Genomic DNA, 17,065 nt, shown 5'->3' with positions numbered 1-17,065 from the left:
AGCGTGTTAGCTGATAAAGTAAAACAGGAGAGATTGCTCAAAGTATAGCCTATACTTTGAGCTAAGTGGCATGTTGGGATTAACAGCTAACAGGCGGGCCACGCAGTCCGGTGGCAACAGGTGTGGTTTGTGGGGTGCAGGAAGTATAAGCTGTAAAGAATAATCTGACAGCAAACAGCAGCTCACGCAGCCAGGCGGCCAATTTGCCTAGGGTATGCTGCACACTCAGCACCAGGATGTCCTCAGCATTGTCGGCATCCGCAAGTATGGGCGCAAGTATAGCGGTGGTGGCTGCAGCTGTTTGCTCGCAGAGCTCCTCAAATACGAGCGAGGTGTTCCAGGAGATGGCCGAGAAATCCAGTAGCGGCGACGTATGGCAGTGCATCCCCATCAAATACACACCCCCGTCTGTTGCCTGCCCGAACACGAAATCCTGTTCCTGCAGCGCTTCGGCTGCGGCACGTAATGTGACTGGTGTCAGGCCTGGCGTATCGTTACCGAGACAGATAATCTGCTCATACCCTTGTGCAAAAGTCTGGCTGAAAGCATGGTGCAGCCGCTCGCCAAACGTATGGCCTTGCTGCCGCGAAGAATCGATAATTACCAGTTGGAGCCCTGCCTGCTGCACTAATTTCCGGGTATGGTCGATGAGCTTTGCTGCGATAGCTTCGCTTTTGCTACGGTTGTGGCAAAAGCGTTTTACCTGCGCCTCTTCGGAAGGGGTACGGGTAAACAGCAAAACAGCGGTATGTGCGTGTGCAGACTTCAACTCCTATACTTTACAGGAATCCCTGCAAAATGTTCCTACAAATATAGGGTTAATTCGATATTGGTTCTGGGTGGGGAGTTGGTGGGGTAGAGCCGGGTCCAACCACCCCTGGCCCCTCCTTGTCTAAGGCGGGGAATTTTTACCCCACCCCAGCCCTCCCCTAAAAACAGGGGAGGGTGTTTGATTCAAGCTCCGTTAGCAGCGGCTATCGAACCTGTTCCCAGTTTTTCTGTGAGGCGCCTATGCGAGTTTTTCCGGTGACGAGCGACAGCGAGGCAGCCCGAGGTACGAGGGCAGGAAAAGCTCCCAGCGCCGAGCAGGAAAACGAGCCCTCTCGGGCTTGAGAGCTCCAAAGCCAGAAATGCAACGGTAGGTATGTTAGTCTGGAGGATGAACGGAAGCTAGAAAGGATAGCTTGGTTCAAACTAAAGGAAGCAGCGGCTACTAGAGGGCACAAACGGACGCTTGCGCCAGGCAGGGCAGATAATATAAAGCATAACTCCCCATTCTATTACTAAAAACCTCCAACAAAACACCACCTATTCTTCTTTATTGTATAAATATACAGCAGCAACAGGGAAATTAAGGTAAATTTGAGTAGGCAGTCATACTTCTGCCGCGCTATTCGATGAGAGAGCCACACGCAACAGGTGATTTTTGCATCCGGACCCCGGGGCGCCGCATTGTCATTATCGGCAACGGCATTTCGGGTATCACCTGCGCGCGCCACATCCGCAAGCGCGACAGCGAGGCACACATCACTATCATCTCCGGTGAAACAGAGCATTTCTTCTCCCGCACCGCGCTCATGTACATCTTTATGGGCCACATGACCTATGCGCATACCAAGCCTTATGAAGATTGGTTCTGGGAGAAAAACCGCCTCCACCTCGTGCACGACTGGGTAACAAGTATAAACTTTGAGCAAAAGGAACTGCAGCTACAGCAACAGGAGCCACTCACGTATGATATTCTGATTCTGGCGCTGGGCTCGAAACCCAACAAGTTTGACTGGCCCGGACAGGGGCTGCAGGGGGTGCAGGGGCTGTATTCGTACCAGGATTTGCAGATGATGAACGACAACACTGCTAACTGCCAGCACGCTGTGGTAGTGGGGGGTGGTTTGATAGGAGTGGAGATGACCGAAATGCTGCTGAGCCGCAATATACCAGTCGCTTTTCTGGTGCGGGAAGAGGGCTTCTGGCGAAGTATACTTCCCAAAGAAGAGTCGGATTTGGTGATGCGGCACCTGCGCGAACACCACGTGGACCTGCGGCTGAATACTGAGTTGAAAGAGATACGCGATGATGGCACTGGTCGGGTGAGTGCGGTAGTGACGACGGCAGGAGAGGAGATTTCTTGTCAGTTTGTGGGGCTGGCGGTAGGTGTGCAGCCGAACATCGACCTGGTGCGCAACACGGAGCTGGTGGTAAACAGGGGCATTTTGGTAGACCAGCATTTTGCCACCAATATCCCTAATGTATTTGCCATTGGCGACTGTGCCGAGTACCGCGTGCCGGTGCCGCAGCGCCAAAGTATAGAACAGGTATGGTACACCGGGCGCATGCACGGCGAAACACTGGCCCACAGCCTCACGCACCAGCCTGTCAAGTATAACCCCGGTCCCTGGTTCAACTCGGCCAAGTTCTTCGACATCGAGTACCAGACGTACGGCATGGTACCAAACCGCTGGAAACAGCCGGTAGATTCGTTTTATTGGGAGCATGCCGACGGTATAATCGCTTTCCGGGCTGTGTTTAATGGAGAAGATAAACGCCTGCACGGGGTAAACGGCCTGGGCCTGCGCCTGCGCCACGAGTTTTTCGACCAGGCGCTGCGGGAAAACTGGACGGTGGAACAGGTGCTGGTAAAGCTAGACCAGGCTAACTTCGACCCGGAGTTTTCTGACAGGCATCACCGCGAAATGTTGCAGGCCTATAATGAGCAATTCGGCACGAATCTGGAGCCGGAAAAGAAAGAAAAGAAAGGACTGCTGTCCTACTTTTGGAGGTAGATTAAAGTATGAAGGCGATACAGAAATTAGGCTTGGGTATTTTCCTGCTAGCGCTGCTGCTCTTTAACGCATTGCTGTTTATGGGGCAGTTCCGGCTAACGGAGGCGCAGCTGCAGGAGTCGGTGAAGCAAGAGCATGTGGAGGTGCTGCGGCAGGAGCTGCAGCCAATGTTGGGTGAAACTTATTCGTCCAGCTTCAGCTTCGCCACCGACTTTAACCGCCTTCTGGATAACTACAATGAGGAGCAGCAGCGCAGCCAGCAGTGGGACCGCGTCATCTGGGACGACTATGCCTTTGCTCTCGCCAGAGTAGCCAGTCAGGGCTTTGTGGAGAACAACAAGCTCCTTTTGCTCTTCCTGACGATTATAGTGGGGGCAGCCGGCGCGCTGCTCTACATCTTGCCGCAGTACCGGGGCGAGCCGGCCGGCGTGAAGAATAACGGCGTCATGTTCTCCTCAAACAAATCACGTGGCGTAGTGGGGATAACGATTGGCGTGTACTTAACCGCCATTTATGTACTGCTCTACTGGTACCCGGAGTATATCGTGAACTGGGCCCTGCTGGTGGACCCGCTAAGTTATACTTTGTCCGGAGGTCCGGCCAGTCAGTGGTTTTTGTATGGTACGATTTATACCTTGGCTATTCTGGTGATGGGCGTGCGGATGTTCCGCAAGTATAAAGGCAACAACTACCAGCTGCTGCGCACCGCCTCGGTGATGTTTTTCCAGCTAAGCTTTGCTTTCCTGATTCCGGAGATACTGGTCGTGCTGAATTTGCCCTGGTACGACCTGAAAAACATCTGGCCACTCGACTACGACTTTTTCTTTGAGTATAGCGTAGCCAGCATGTTGGGCAGCGGCAGCGCGGGCCTGTTCCTGTTTATCTGGGGGATACTCCTGATTATAGTGGCCGTGCCGCTGTTTACCTATTTCTATGGCAAGCGCTGGTACTGCAGCTGGGTGTGTGGCTGCGGCGGCCTGGCCGAAACCGCCGGCGACCCCTACCGCCACCTCTCCGACAAGTCCCTGAAAGCCTGGAAAGTGGAACGCTGGATGGTGTACCCCATACTTGTTATCATCACTGTCATCACCTTGCTGACCATTGCCAATTATTTTACCGAATTTGCACTTCTGAAGCAGTCCACTGACATGCTGCACCAGTGGTACGGCTTCCTGATAGGGGCTGCCTTTGCCGGGGTGGTGGGTGTGGGCTTTTACCCGCTGATGGGCAACCGCGTGTGGTGCCGTTTTGGCTGCCCGCTGGCCGCCTACATCGGTATCGTGCAGCGCTATAAATCGAGGTTCCGCATCACGACCAACGGGGGCCAGTGCATCTCCTGCGGCAATTGCTCTACCTACTGCGAAATGGGCATTGATGTGCGCTGGTATGCGCAGCGGGGACAAAACATTGTACGGGCTTCCTGTGTGGGCTGCGGTATTTGCGCCAGCGTGTGCCCCCGTGGTGTCCTGAAACTGGAAAACGGGCCGGAGCAGGGCCGCATCACCGACATTCCTTTCCTGACCGGAAATGAATCCATCAAAGTGCTGAATTAATGAACCTACTGCTTATACTTTGCCTGCTGGTTTACGGGCTTGCCATGCTGTTTATACTTTTATACAGCGTCGCGCAGGCGCACCTGTTGTACCGCTTCCGGCAGGTCCGCAAGCAGGGCAATAGGCCAGCGCCGCCTGCCCCAGACGTATGGCCTCCGGTAACGGTGCAGCTGCCGGTGTACAACGAAAAGTATGTGGTGGAGCGCCTCATCGATGCCGTGGCCGCCCTGGATTATCCTGCAGACAAGTTGGAAATTCAGCTGCTCGACGACAGCGACGACGAGACCACGGACATCATCCGGGAAACGATTACCCGGTACCCACACCTGAACCTGCAGCACATCCGCCGCCCCGACCGCAGCGGCTTTAAGGCAGGCGCCCTGAAGTATGGCCTGGAACTAGCCCAAGGGGAGTTTATCACCATTTTTGATGCAGACTTTACCCCACAACCCGGCTTTCTGAAACAGACCATTCCATACTTTTCCAACGCCGAGCTGGGCATGGTGCAAACCCGCTGGACGCACCTGAATATGGATTACTCCATCCTTACCCGGCTGCAGGCCCTGGCCCTGGATGCGCACTTCTTTATCGAGCAGGTGGGCCGCAACAGCCAGCACGCCTTCATCAACTTTAACGGTACAGGCGGCGTGTGGCGCAAAACCACCATTCTGGATGCCGGCAACTGGCAGGACGATACCCTGACCGAAGACCTGGACCTGAGCTACCGCGCCCAGCTAAAGGGTTGGCAGTTTTTATACTTGCCCGAGGTGGAGTCTCCGGCGGAGCTGCCGCCCGTGATGAGCGCGCTGAAGTCGCAGCAGTTCCGCTGGACCAAGGGCGGAGCAGAGGTGGCTGTAAAGCATTTGGGCTCTGTGTTAAACTCCGGAAAATCTGCTAAAACCAAGTACCACGCGTTGGCGCACTTGCTCAATAGCGCCGTATTTGTGGCGGTGCTGCTGGCCTCGCTGGCCAGTATACCGCTGCTCTGGGCGAAGGTAAACCACCAGTTGCCCCCTGAAGCTCTGGAGGTAGCAAGGGTGATGTTGCTGAGTTTTGTGGTGATCAGCCTGGTATACTTTCAGGCCGATGCCCTGGGCAAGGCCACAGGTAGGAACCGTGTTGTTGGCTTTGTGCTGTACTACCCGTTGTTCCTGTCGGTGTCGATGGGGATGGCGCTGCACAATGCCGTGGCGGTGTGGGAGGGCTGGACCGGCCGCAAATCCCCTTTTATCCGCACCCCGAAGTTTAACCTGGAGGCGCGAAAACATACCTGGCAGGAGAACTTTTACCTTCACCTGAAAATGCCCCTTACTACTTATCTGGAGGGCTTGCTGGGGCTTTTGTTCCTGGCTGTAGCTACCTGGAGTGTGGTGCAAGGAGAGTATGTGATGCTCATTTTCCACAGCATGCTGGCGGTGGGGTACCTGCTCGTTTTTTATCATTCCGTACGTTCTTACAAACACGCCTGAGCCATGCCGCCAAAACTGCTTTTCGTATACAATGCCGAGACAGGCTTCTTTAACAAGCTGGTTGATTTCGCGCACAAGATTATCTCGCCCAAAACCTACCCCTGCAGCCTCTGTGCCCTGACCTACGGCAACTACACCATGTTTCCGGAGTGGGCGGAGTACCTGAAAACACTGCCTTACGAGTTTGAGTTTATCTATAAGAATGAGTGGGAGCACACGGAGGTGTACAACAAATACCCACTGGTGGCCCTGCAGCAGAATAGCAAGGTGGAGGTGCTGCTGACGGCGGAGGAACTGGATGGCATGGAGTCCTTGGATGTGCTGAAAAACCGGCTGAACCAGGTGCTGCAGCGGGTGCCTGAAGTATGAAATTTTGCATTGCGAAAGCGTCCGCTTGTGCTCTTTCTTTCGAACTCAAAGTATAAATTACATAGAGGCACTTTGCTCAAAGCCCTTAAATTACCACGATGAAAAAGCTCCTGTACCTTTCCCTGTTTATACTTTTAGCCGGCTGCACATCGGGTGGCTCCCGCAACATGGACTACGATGCCTTTGGCGCCTACTGGTTTCAAGGGAAGGCGGAAATCAACTCCTATAATTTAGAGCAGTACCGCTACGGCGAGAAGCGTGACGGAGAGGCGGTGCTGATTTTTGTGACTGAGGATTTCTCCAGAAAGAACCAGGTAAAGCTCGATAACCCGGAGGCCAATGAAGACGACGCGCAGAAGGTGCTGAAGCTGAACCTCACCAAGAAGTTCGTGACCGGCATTTACCCGTACTCGATGATGCTCTCCGTCTTTACGCCCGTCTACGACCATGTTCCGGCCGTGAAGGTGACGGCCAGCGTGCAGGAATGGTGCGGGCAGACCTTTACGCAGTTAAACCGCAAGAGCGGCAAGTATGATGCCCGGCTGTTTTCTTACTTCGAGCAGGAAAGCGACCAGCACTTCACCCTCGATGCTGTTCCGGAAGATAACCTCTGGACCGTGCTGCGTATGAATCCTGACCTGGTGCCCAAGGGGGAGGTAAGCCTCATCCCGGCCCTGCTGGACCAGCGCCTGACGCATGAGCCGCTGAAAGCGCAGGAGGCTGACATCGAAATCATAGAGGCCCGGGAAAGCATGGGCGGCATGCCGGCGGCTAACCTGAAGGTGCTCGAGGTAACCTATAAAACCTATCCGCGCATCCTGCGCATTTTCTATACGACGGCCTTTCCCTACGAAATTGCCGGCTGGGAAGAGGTACATAAGCTGAAAAACGGGCAGGAGGAAACCAGCCGTGCCACCCGCAAAGCTAAAATGATAACGGATTACTGGACCAAGAACAGAAATGAGGATGAGTCGCTACGGCGGGAATTGAAGTTAGAGTAGTTGCTTACGCTGTTCCGGACATCCTTGTCCGGAACCTGCTCTGCTGCGGACTTCTTAGTCCGCGTAAGCCATACTTTTATACTTTGGCTATGCTTTTCACTTAGCTATACTTCCATTCACTTGCAGGCCACTTGCTGGCGCGGGTTTGCAACCCGTGCCTATGTATGATGTTGGGTTTGTAAATCAACTGGCTTGAAGAGCCACACTTATACTTTGGCTATACTTTATAATTTACGGTTTATACTTCCCTAGCCGCTGCTTCCTTCCACTTAAACCAAGCTATCCTTTCAAACCACCACTATTCCTCTAGTTCCCACCAACCTATCGTTGCATCTCCAACTTGGCTCCCTCCCAGGCCGGGGGGCCTCGCCTTGGGGGTAGGGGCCCTCGATAAGGGTATCGCGCTGCTTTCGCTTCCTGCCCTCGTACCTCGGGCTGCCTCGCTGTCGCTCGGCACCGGAGCCTCTCGAGGCGCTCGACCCCAAGGCTGGGAACGGAATCGATAGCTACGGCAATTACTACTGTCCCCTTGAGGGGACTACAGGGGTGTAAAGCCAGTGGTAAAAGTTTTCGCTAAAAGTAAACACCCCTATTGAGCTCTGGTCGCAAGTTTCGACTCTTGTCTCACTTGTCCTCAAGGGGACAGTTTCGGTAGAACATAATAACTAAAGTCCCCCTTTGAAGGGGCAGGGAATGCAAATCGCCTGCTGAGAATTCCCCTCCTCGGAGGGGCTGGTATGGGTTTATACTTGGTAGGGACAGGTCGCGACCTGTCCGCGCGAGAACGGAGGCTATGGAATTTATACTTCAGCAACCGTAACTACAGGCTCCCCTCCTTAGACTACCGAGAACGGGAGTTCGAAGGTAGCGAGCGTAGCTCTGAGGGGATAAAGGGGTGGTTGGACCCGGCACGGCAGAAATCCTGCTCATCCCAAAATCCTGCAAATCCTGATGCAGACAAAGTATAGCCCGCACCAGACGCTCGCGGGACCTGAGGACACCGCGAGGTCTTTAGCCTAAAGCTAGAAAGCGATGGCTTGAAGCTTGAGAGCGTAGCGTTAAGGGGAAATGGGTGGTCGGAATACAATAACTATGAAAACTATACTTCACCAGTAGCCACGGCTTTACCCTTCTTCCTACAAGATCCTTTCAGGATAACAAAAAGAGACGAGTACAACTCTCTCCTGTTTTGTAGGGGATACGCTTTGGAGACCACTATAGCAGCGGCATTTTTATACTTTAGGTTTCCAGCCCGGAGTACCAACGAGGCTTATTCTCAGTTCGAGCGCGTACTTATAGCGGGCATGTTATACGTACGCCAGTTGAAAACTGGCCCAAAATAGCTCCAAGTTGTAAACTTGAAGCAGCAATGGACTTGGGTCCTAATCGTAGCCTTAGCCAAGGAGGGGCAAAGGTGGTTGGACCCGGTGCTGTAAAAGCTAAACCCTGTTTTTAGGACTGGTTTATACTTGTATAGGGTGGTTGGACCCACTTCTCCCCTACAACTCCAGCGTCAGTTGGTACCCCTCCCGCAGGCGGTCGTGCTGGTAAGTGAGGCTGGAGACAGAGATGCCCAGCAGGCGCACCGGGTAGGGCGGCAGTTGCGGCATGCGCAGAAGTTCTCTTGCAATAGTATAAATGGCATCGGTGGAGCTGAACTCGCTCAGGTAGGTTTTGCTGCGGGTGTTCAACGTAAAATCGAAGTACTTTATCTTGAGCGTCAAGGTTTTGGCGGTAGCCTGCAGGCGGGCCATGTCCTGGGCCACTTCTTCGGAGAGGTGCTGCAGGCGCTCCAGCATGTCGTCCTCCTCTGTCAGGTCGTTATCAAAGGTGCGCTCCGATCCGATGGACTTGCGGATGCGGTGTGGTTGTACTTCGCGCTCGTCCTGGGCGCGGGCTACGCGGAAATAGTAGCGGCCCACTTTGCCAAAGTGGCGTACCAGTTCCTCCTCTGTGCGCTGGCGCAGGTCAGCCCCGGTCAGGATGCCCATACTTTGCATTTTGGTCGCGGTTACCTTGCCAATACCATGAAACTTCTCAATTTCCAGGCCTGCCACCACTTCCTCGGCCTTATCCGGCGTGATGAGCGTAAAGCCGTTGGGCTTGTTCATGTCGGAGGCAATCTTGGCCAGAAACTTATTGAACGACACGCCTGCCGAGGCCGTAAGGCCTGTTTCCTCCAGAATCCGCTGTTTGATTTCTTTGGCGATGATGCTGGCTGAGGGCATACCGATTTTGTTTTCCGTCACGTCCAGGTAGGCCTCGTCGAGCGAGAGCGGCTCTACCAGGTCGGTGTAGGAGTAGAAAATCTCCCGTATCTGCCGCGACACGGCACTGTACACGTCAAACCTGGCTTTCACAAAGATAAGCTGGGGGCAACGCTGGGCTGCTATTTTGGAAGCCAATGCCGAATGCACGCCATACTTGCGGGCCTCGTAGCTGGCTGCGGCCACCACGCCCCGCGCTTTGGAGCCTCCCACGGCCACAGGCTTGCCGCGCAGCTCGGGGTTATCGCGCTGCTCCACGGAGGCAAAAAAGGCGTCCATGTCGATGTGGATGATCTTGCGGATGGGCTGTTCCAAGGTATGGCTTTTATACTTGCAAAGGTACAAAAACCGCTGCAGGAAGTACAGCGCCTGTCACCCCTTTGCCATACTTTCAATGGAGCCACTCTGCCCGGAGAACCCCTGATTGCATACCTAAGCCGGTACCGCCGGCTTGATGTTCTGGTTTACCTTAAACAGGTTATTTGGGTCATACTGATACTTGATGTGCGCCAGCCGGTCATAATTGTCGCGGTACGTGGCCCGGATGCGCTCGTCCCCTTCCTCCATCATAAAATTAACATACGCGCCACCCGCTGAGTAAGGGTGTAGGGCATCGAAGTAGGTCTTTGTCCAGGTAGTAATTTTTTCCTTGTTGGCCGGATCGGGATCTACACCGACGATGACCTGCGCCCAGTTGGCGTCGCGGTAGCTCCAGGCCGTGGCATCTTTGCCCAGTTCATGCGCGGCGCCGTTGACGGGGTAGAGGTGCATGGTGGATTGTGGCGTTGGTAGTTTGCGGGCAAACTCCAGGTGGCGATCAATAGCTTCATCGCTGATCTCTTTTACAAAGTCGGCGCGCCAGTACCATTGGTGGCCGGGCGGGTAAAGCGGGTCGAACATACTTTGCAAGGCCGGGTGCGGAATCGGGCCCACCAAATCAACGATAGGTTGGGGAGCCATACTTCGGATGGGGCCGAAGACCTGCTCCACTTTTTCCGGATCCCCGGTATAACACCACACCACACCGCCTACAATCTTGTTATGATGTTCGGCTGGGAAAGGTGCTACGGGTGGTATCTGTACGAAGGCGAAAAAGCCGTTCAAATCCTCTGGTGCCTCCAGTATGAAGTCGCGCCACCACTGCATCACCTCCTTCGCCTGGTCCAGCTCCCACATCATCGGGCCGCCATAGTCTATACTTACCGGGTGCAGTTTAAACAAGAAGGAGGTTACGACGCCAAAGTTGCCGCCGCCGCCGCGAATGGCCCAGAAGAGATCTTCATGGGTTGTCTCGCTTGCTTTTACCAGGCTGCCGTCGGCCAGCACCACATCCGCCTCCAGCAGGTTATCAATGGTTAAGCCATAAGCACGTGTCAGGTGCCCGATGCCGCCCCCGAGCGTAAGCCCGCCTACGCCGGTGGTGGAAATAATGCCGCTGGGTGTTGCCAGGCCAAAGGCATGCGTAGCGTGGTCTACTTTGCCCCAGGTACAGCCGCCTTCCACCCGCACCGTCATCTTCTCCGGGTTCACCTGCACCCCGTTCAGATGCGACAGGTCAATCACCAGGCCGTCGTCGCAAATGCCCAGCCCGCCGCCGTTGTGCCCGCCGCCCCTGATGGCCACCAGCAGGTTGTTTTCGCGGGCAAAGTTTACGGCGTAGATTACATCGGCCACGTCCTCGCACCTGGCAATGAGGCGGGGGCGCTTGTCTATCATGGCGTTGTATACTTTGCGGGCCTCGTCGTAGCCGCTTTCGCCGGGCTGTAGCACAGCGCCCCGCATACTTGCCTTCAGTTGTTGAATGTTAATTTCCTCCACCATATCGGCCTCCCTTTTTTAAACATGCACCCTAACACAGCAATGGGCTTGGGGGATGGGGGTGCTGCCAATACGACTGGTTAAGGTGCAATAAATAATTGATTGTCACTACAGTATACGAGTGTAAAAAGGCAGCAGGAATTGGCTTTCCGGAAAATGCGTCAGGGGAGATGGTGTGCCTTTGAAGGCCTACAGAGCGTGGGTAAAATGACAGCTGCTTCCTTGCCTGGCTTCCTCCAGACGGATTAAAAATAATGTGATTTTTATCGCTAAGGCAAACACGCCTTATAGGAATTACCTAAAAAAACCAAACAACTAACCTGACTATGAAAATAACGCATCTATACGTTTTGCTGGTAGCCTTGCTTGGAAGTATAACCTTATTCAGCTGCTCCGAGTCCGCACGGACGGTGGAGGAAGGAGACTCTGATACCACGGCAGTAGCTGGTGCCACCGGATCCACTGACTCCCTATTGCATCAAAACAATGCCAACGTGCAGCTGCCGTCACCGGATACCACGCACCGTGCCGAGAAAAGAAGCAAAGCCATTGGCTGGCCGGCGGGCAAAACCCCAACTGCACCGGCTGGTTTTACCGTTACCAAATTTGCCGGCGACCTGAAACACCCGCGCTACATCTACGTGGCCCCTAACAACGATATTTTTGTGGTGGAGTCGGATGATAAGGAGAAGAGCGCCAACCAAATAACCATTTTCCGTGATACGAACAACGATGGCAAACCCGAGCTGCGCGAGGTGTTTCTGACGGGCCTGAATCAGCCCTACGGCATGCTGGTGCTCAACAACTATTTCTACGTGGCCAATACCGACGGGCTGCTGCGCTATTCCTACAAGGCGGGCCAGACCAAAATTACAGGGCAAGGGGAGAAGATTCTGAACCTGCCGGCTGGCGGCTATAACCACCACTGGACGCGTAACCTGATTGCCCGCCCGGACGGTTCCAAGATTTATGTATCAGTAGGCTCTGCCAGCAACGTAGGCGAGTATGGCATGCAGGAAGAGGAGCGACGGGCTGCTATACTTGAGATTAACCCGGATGGCAGCGGCGAGCGCATTTACGCCGGCGGTTTGCGCAACCCGGTGGGCATGGACTGGGCTCCCGGCTCCAACACCCTCTGGACAGCCGTCAACGAACGCGACAACCTGGGCGATGACCTGGTGCCCGACTACCTAACCAGCGTGCAGGAAGGCGGTTTCTATGGCTGGCCGTATGCCTACTTCGGGCAGAACGAAGACCCGCGCCGCAAAGGCGAGCGGCCTGACCTGGTTCAGAAAACAATCGTGCCGGATCTGCCGCTGGGCTCCCATACGTCCTCCCTGGGGCTGGCATTTTACAAGGGCAACAAGTTTCCGGAGAAGTATAGAAACGGCGCTTTCGTAGGCCAGCACGGCTCCTGGAACCGCAGCGAGTTTTCCGGCTACAAAGTGGTATTCGTGCCGTTCCAGAATGGCAGGCCTACCGGAAGCTACGAGGATTTCCTGACCGGTTTTATAGCGGATGCGGCAAAGAACGAAGTATACGGCCGTCCCGCTTGCGTGGCCGAGCTGCCCGATGGCTCGCTCCTGGTAGCCGACGATGATGGCAACACCGTATGGCGCGTGACCGCCCGGTAAAAGTATAGCTCTGGCGAGGATGACCAACGACTAAGGTAACAACGTATAAACAGGCCTAGTAACCACTAATAAACAAGCTATGAAAGTATTATTTGTATTGACATCCCACGCAGAACTGGGTACTACCGGCAAGAAGACCGGCTTTTGGGTGGAAGAATTTGCCGCGCCTTACTATGTGCTGACCGATGCGGGTGTTGAGGTAGTCCTGGCGTCGCCGGAAGGAGGGCAGCCCCCCATTGACCCCAGCAGCGAGGCGCCCGGTGCCCAAACCGACGCCACCAAGCGCTACTACCAGGATACAGAACTGCTGGAGAAGATGCAGAACACCAGAAAGCTAAGCGAGGTGAATGCGGACGAGTTTGATGCCGTGTTTTATCCGGGAGGCCACGGTCCGCTCTGGGACCTGACTAACAACGAGGAATCCATCAGGCTGATTGAGAGTTTCGCCAAGCAGAAGAAGCCTGTGGCGGCCGTTTGCCACGCCCCGGCGGTACTTACCAAGGCCAGAAATGCCAACGGGGAACCACTGGTAAAAGGCAAAAAGGTAACTGGCTTCACCAACTCCGAGGAGGAGGCCGTGAAGCTGAGCGAGGTCGTGCCTTTTTTGGTGGAGGACGAGTTGCAGGAGCTCGGCGGTATATACTCTAAGGTGGACGACTGGCAGCCTCATGTGGTTCGCGACGGGCTGCTGATTACGGGCCAGAACCCGGCCTCCTCAGAGGGCGTTGCCGAAGAACTGCTGAACCTACTGAAAAAGCAACCTTAAGGCTGCTAGTTTCAAAGCAGCACCCTTTTAAAGTATAACCAGGGTATCTCCTTACCGGTAGAAAACTTGTGTGAACCATTGCACCGGTTGATGGTTTTCCTGCTGATACAAACAAAGCAATGGCTAAACTACTCGACTTTATAGGCAACACTCCGCTGGTGGAGCTCACCCAAATCAACCCAAAACCAAGCGTTAAACTGCTTGCCAAACTGGAGGGCAACAACCCCGGCGGCAGCGTGAAAGACAGGGCTGCTTATAGCATGATTAAAGGGGCGCTGGACCGTGGGGAGCTAAAGCCCGGCATGAAGTTGATTGAGGCCACCAGCGGCAACACCGGCATTGCCCTGGCTATGATTGCCAGGTTGTTTGAAGTGGAAATTGAGTTGGTGATGCCTGCCAGCGCCACCAAAGAGCGGGTGCAGACGATGGAGGCCTTCGGGGCCAAGGTTATACTTACGCCCGCCGAAAAATCGATGGAAGGGGCGATAGACTATGTGGCGGAGCAGGTGGAGCAGGGTGGATACCTGGTGCTGAACCAGTTTGGCAACCCCGATAATTACCTGGCACATGTGCGCACCACAGGCCCTGAGATCTGGCGCGACACCGGTGGGGAGGTAACGCACTTTGTTTCTTCCATGGGGACGACGGGTACGATCATGGGCGTGTCGCGCTACCTGAAACAGCAGAACCCGCAGGTGCAGATTGTAGGGGCTCAGCCTGTGGAGGGATCGCAGATCCCGGGTATCCGGCGCTGGCCGGAGGCGTACCTGCCCAAGATTTTTGAACCCGAGCGTGTGGACCGCATCATCGATGTAAGCCAGGACGAAGCCACAGCCATGACCCGACGGTTGGCCAGGGAGGAGGGTGTGTTTGCCGGCATGAGCAGCGGCGGTGCGGTGCATGTGGCTACCAAGCTGATAGAAGAACTGGACGAAGGCGTAGTAGTCTGCATCATCTGCGACCGCGGCGACCGCTACCTGTCTTCCGATTTGTTTGCTTCTAATTAAGCAAGTATAAAAGAGGCGCTGTATCAGGCCATCGCCATTTAAGAAGTGGGGCTGTTTCACTCTGCTTTCAATAAATCCAAACCATTTGTCATTCTGTTAAGAAACCTGTTGGAAGGGAGGTTAAACCTATACTACTCGCTACCAGGATCCTTACAGGATGACAAAAAAGAGAATGAAACAGTATTAGCATATAAGAAGGGCAGTGGAATGGGTATACCAAGGTATAAGCATTCATCCACTCGCTGAATTAAGCTTCCGCAAAGTATAAATCCCGCATAACTTGTACCCCGTTGCTTTGGTTTATACTTTAGTGTACCTACATGAAAGAATCTGATGAGGAAAATCAAAAAGAAACACAAAGCCATTAGCGCTCCCATTGCTGACCTGGTAACCTACCGGGCTCTACCCACCAACACTGTCAACTACATCGACCCCTTCCTGTTTCTGAACCACCACGGTCCGCAGGTATACCAGCCGGGCAACCAGGGCCTGCCCTTCGGGCCACACCCGCACCGGGGCTTCGAAACGCTCACGTTTATACTTGATGGCGACATTATGCACCAAGATACTGGTGGCGGGAAGGATGTGATTGAGGCCGGCGGCGTGCAGTGGATGACAGCCGGGCGTGGCTTGATTCATGCGGAGGTATCCTCTGAAAAATTTAAGCAGGAGGGTGGCTCGATGGAGATTCTGCAGCTCTGGTTTAACCTGCCTGCCAGGTATAAAATGACGGATCCGAAGTACATCGGGCTGCAAAAGGAAAGTATACCTGTTGTAAGTGAGGATGAAGGCAAAGTAAAAGTGAATGTGATCTCCGGCAACTGGCGCGGCACCAAGGGGCCAATTCCATCGCTGAGCGACATCCACATGGCAAGTATAGAAATGCAGCACGGCGGTTCCTTCGTTACTTCGGTAGAGGCGGCACGCAACATCTTTTTCTACGTGGTGCGCGGCTCGGTAAATGTAAACGGCGATACAGTAGAGAAACTGCACCTGGTGGAGTTCACCAATGAAGGGGAGCAGGTAGAGGTAGAGGCGTTGGAAGATAGCTATATCCTCTTTGGCCATGCCTTACCGTACAACGAGCCGGTGGTGGCGCACGGTCCCTTCGTTATGAACACAGAAGCGGAAATCCACCAAGCTTTCCGCGATTACCAGGCCGGCAAAATGGGAAGCTGGGAGAGTTGAGGAGTTAGAGAGTCAGAAAGTTAAAGAGTTAGAAAGTTAGAGAGTTATAAAACACGCAGCCCCTACTATATTTTGGTGTAGCAGGGGCTGCGTGTTTTATACTTTATACTTATACTTATACTTAGCGGGTTCTTCCGCTGCGGCCTTTGGGAGCGGGGGCCTTACCTGTAGTGCTTTTTCTGGTAGGGGCGCTAGTGCCCGAGGCGCCACCTCTGCCACCTGTTTTGGTGGGACCTTTGCCGGGGCTGCTTTTTCTGCCGCTAGTACCGCTTCCGTAGGAGCTTCCTGGGCCACCGCCTGCTTTAGGGCCTGCCGTTCTTTTGGCAGTGCTGCCACCTGGTTTGCTTTTGCCAAGGCGCGGGCCGCTTCCTTCAAAGGTTTTAGGCCGGCTCTTCCCGTCTCTGCCACCGCTTTTTTCAGAAAAAGCTGCCGTCTGGCTTTTGCTGCCACGGCTGCTGGTTATACTTGCCAGGGTTTCCACCTCGGCGGGGCTAAGCTTGCGCCAGTGGCCGTTCGGGAGTTTGGCCAGCGTAAAATTCTCTATCCTTACCCGCTGCAGGTGCACTACTTTATACCCCAAATCCTCGCACATCCTTTTAATGTTGTGGTTGGTGTTGGGCCTGAGTATGATTCTAAAACGGGTGGATCCCTCCTTGGCAATAAAGGTTTTCTGCAGCTTTTCGCCGCTCTCCGATTCGCCCCCGCCAATCAGTTTGGCAATAAAGTCCTGGCTGATGAGCTTGTCTACCGTAACGATGTACTCCTTCTCATACTTGTTATCGGCCTTCGTTATTTTGCGTACCAGCTCGCTGTCGTTGCTCAGGAAAAGCACGCCCTCTGCGTCGCGGTCCAGGTGGCCGATGGGCTGCAGGGAGGCCGGGTAGTTGATGGCCCGCACCACGTTGTCGCGCACGCCCATATCGGCCGTGGCCGACATGCCGGATGGCTTGTTGAGGAGCAAAAACACCGGCTCCTCCTCCCGCACGGTCAGCAGCTGGTCGTCTATACGCACTTTGTCTTTGGCGGAAACCTTCATGCCGGGCTCCGGCAGTTTGCCGTTTACCGTCACGCGTTCTTCCTCAATCAGCCGGTCAGCCTCGCGGCGGGAGCAAAAGCCCGAGTCGCTGATAAATTTATTTAATCGTTTTGGTTCCATGGTATGTGGTGGCGTTTTAGGGCAGGTATATATGTAGTGCGTTCTGCCCGCTTT

Annotated in this window: 13 protein-coding genes; 9 read left to right on the top strand and 4 right to left on the bottom strand. The window is 54.4% G+C overall.

The window, feature by feature from the left end; genetic code table 11:
- Positions 1-79 precede the first annotated feature (79 nt).
- Entirely contained in the window at positions 80-769 is a 690-nt protein-coding gene (locus C8N40_RS13460; protein WP_108212288.1) for a TIGR04282 family arsenosugar biosynthesis glycosyltransferase, read from the bottom strand.
- A gap of 628 nt (positions 770-1,397) precedes the next feature.
- On the opposite strand from C8N40_RS13460, the gene C8N40_RS13455 reads away from it, so the two are divergent.
- The 5 genes from C8N40_RS13455 to C8N40_RS13435 all read left to right on the top strand — a co-directional run bounded on the left by C8N40_RS13455 (position 1,398) and on the right by C8N40_RS13435 (position 7,175).
- Positions 1,398-2,783, top strand: a complete 1,386-nt coding sequence (locus tag C8N40_RS13455; RefSeq protein ID WP_108212287.1) for an NAD(P)/FAD-dependent oxidoreductase — start codon at positions 1,398-1,400, stop codon at positions 2,781-2,783.
- Between the two features lie 8 nt (positions 2,784-2,791).
- A complete protein-coding gene (locus tag C8N40_RS13450; RefSeq protein WP_108212286.1) occupies positions 2,792-4,336 on the top strand; it encodes a 4Fe-4S binding protein in 1,545 nt (514 codons plus the stop codon).
- Entirely contained in the window at positions 4,336-5,805 is a 1,470-nt protein-coding gene (locus C8N40_RS13445) for a cellulose synthase family protein (protein WP_108212285.1), read from the top strand. The genes C8N40_RS13450 and C8N40_RS13445 overlap by 1 nt, the downstream gene beginning before the upstream one ends.
- 3 nt (positions 5,806-5,808) lie before the next feature.
- Positions 5,809-6,174 (top strand): hypothetical protein, encoded by a 366-nt coding sequence (locus tag C8N40_RS13440; RefSeq protein ID WP_108212284.1) that lies wholly within the window; start codon positions 5,809-5,811, stop codon positions 6,172-6,174.
- 98 nt (positions 6,175-6,272) lie between these two features.
- On the top strand, positions 6,273-7,175 hold the full coding sequence (locus C8N40_RS13435) for a hypothetical protein (protein ID WP_108212283.1): 903 nt from the start codon (positions 6,273-6,275) through the stop codon (positions 7,173-7,175).
- Positions 7,176-8,674: 1,499 nt separating this feature from the next.
- Here the strand turns inward: C8N40_RS13435 and dinB are convergent.
- Together dinB and C8N40_RS13420 are read right to left on the bottom strand one after the other, a co-directional pair.
- Positions 8,675-9,757 carry a DNA polymerase IV gene (gene dinB / locus C8N40_RS13425; RefSeq protein WP_281259525.1) on the bottom strand — a complete coding sequence of 361 codons (1,083 nt, stop codon included), beginning with the start codon at positions 9,755-9,757 and terminating at the stop codon, positions 8,675-8,677.
- Positions 9,758-9,874: 117 nt separating this feature from the next.
- Positions 9,875-11,263, bottom strand: coding sequence for an FAD-binding oxidoreductase (locus C8N40_RS13420; protein WP_108212281.1), 1,389 nt, complete (start codon positions 11,261-11,263; stop codon positions 9,875-9,877).
- A 323-nt stretch (positions 11,264-11,586) separates the two neighbouring features.
- Between C8N40_RS13420 and C8N40_RS13415 the strand changes: the two genes are divergently transcribed.
- The 4 genes from C8N40_RS13415 to C8N40_RS13400 all read left to right on the top strand — a co-directional run bounded on the left by C8N40_RS13415 (position 11,587) and on the right by C8N40_RS13400 (position 15,855).
- On the top strand, positions 11,587-12,894 hold the full coding sequence (locus C8N40_RS13415) for a PQQ-dependent sugar dehydrogenase (protein WP_108212280.1): 1,308 nt from the start codon (positions 11,587-11,589) through the stop codon (positions 12,892-12,894).
- A 79-nt stretch (positions 12,895-12,973) separates the two neighbouring features.
- On the top strand, positions 12,974-13,660 hold the full coding sequence (locus tag C8N40_RS13410; protein ID WP_108212279.1) for a type 1 glutamine amidotransferase domain-containing protein: 687 nt from the start codon (positions 12,974-12,976) through the stop codon (positions 13,658-13,660).
- 119 nt (positions 13,661-13,779) lie between these two features.
- On the top strand, positions 13,780-14,667 hold the full coding sequence (cysM, locus tag C8N40_RS13405) for a cysteine synthase CysM (RefSeq protein WP_108212278.1): 888 nt from the start codon (positions 13,780-13,782) through the stop codon (positions 14,665-14,667).
- Between the two features lie 333 nt (positions 14,668-15,000).
- Positions 15,001-15,855, top strand: a complete 855-nt coding sequence (locus C8N40_RS13400) for a pirin family protein (protein WP_108212277.1) — start codon at positions 15,001-15,003, stop codon at positions 15,853-15,855.
- Between the two features lie 121 nt (positions 15,856-15,976).
- Here C8N40_RS13400 and C8N40_RS13395 read toward each other — a convergent pair whose 3' ends face one another.
- A complete protein-coding gene (locus C8N40_RS13395; RefSeq protein WP_108212276.1) occupies positions 15,977-17,011 on the bottom strand; it encodes a pseudouridine synthase in 1,035 nt (344 codons plus the stop codon).
- Positions 17,012-17,065: the final 54 nt, after the last annotated feature.

Origin of the sequence: Pontibacter mucosus (genome assembly GCF_003054055.1) — a bacterium.
In the GTDB taxonomy this organism is placed as follows: Bacteria; Bacteroidota; Bacteroidia; order Cytophagales; family Hymenobacteraceae; genus Pontibacter; species Pontibacter mucosus.
Note: the sequence above shows the minus strand (reverse complement) of the source record. Positions and strands in the feature narration are given on the sequence as shown.